Here is an 845-nt window from a genome sequence, read left to right on the forward strand (position 1 = left end):
GCGAACGACCGCCCATATGATCGAGGTAAGTGCGTTGTGGCAAAGGGAGTCCCTGTTCGATGAGCAGGGACTTCTTCGTGTGCAGGGCGTGATCGCGGAGGGTTAGGGGCAGGCAGCGGACGGCTTGTTGTTGATCGAGGAGGGTTCGATGCCGTCGGTGCTGGGGTTGATGGAACGGCGTGAGGCGCGGGCGAGGCAGGAGCTGGAGTCCTGGACGGAGGTTTTGGAGCAGGCTCAGGCGGAGGTGAATGCCGCGCGGGAGCGAGTCGAGCGGGCCCGGGTGGGGCGTGAGGAGCTCGTGTCGGTGCTGGCCGAGGAGAGCGCGGTGAATACGCCGGTCTCCGTGTCGTCTGGTGGTGAGGTGGCTACCGCTGTGGGATCGAGTGGCTCCGGCGCGGGGCATGGTGAGCGGCCGCCGGCGTGGCGGTCGGGCATGGGCGAGGAGGTGCTCAGCGGCCTGTATCGGGAGGTGTTCGCCGCTGTCGTGGCCGCTGCGGGGCCGGTGAGCGGGGTGGAGTTGACGCGGGCGGTGGGTCGGGATGCGGAGATCAAGAACGAGGTGGAGAAAATCCGTCACCGTGCCTATGCGCTCGAGAAGCGGGGCTGGCTGGTGCGGGCGGGAGACGGACGGTTCACGCCGGCGCCCGGAGCAGTCGCTCGGGGCGCTTCTCCGGCCAGCGCGGGGCATCGCCGGCCATCTGGCGCGACAGCCTGATCGTGGCTGCCCACCACACCATTTGCTGGTGGTGATCGGGGCGGCGTTCGTGGTCGCGGTTGAGACACCCCATGTCGTTGAGTGTCAAGCCGCAGGGGCTTGGTCGTGGGCGTGGTGTGACCAGGCGGTC

The 845-nt window shown here is 68.5% G+C and carries 1 protein-coding gene; it reads left to right on the plus strand.

The window, feature by feature from the left end:
- The first annotated feature begins 124 nt into the window (after positions 1 to 124).
- The gene (locus tag VXC91_RS46220; protein WP_329513306.1) at positions 125 to 715 is read left to right on the plus strand and encodes a BAR domain-containing protein; all 591 of its coding nucleotides are present in this window, start codon (positions 125 to 127) and stop codon (positions 713 to 715) included.
- The last annotated feature ends 130 nt before the right edge of the window (positions 716 to 845 follow it).

Origin of the sequence: Streptomyces chiangmaiensis (assembly GCF_036281785.1) — a bacterium.
Classification (GTDB): domain Bacteria; phylum Actinomycetota; class Actinomycetes; order Streptomycetales; family Streptomycetaceae; genus Streptomyces; species Streptomyces chiangmaiensis.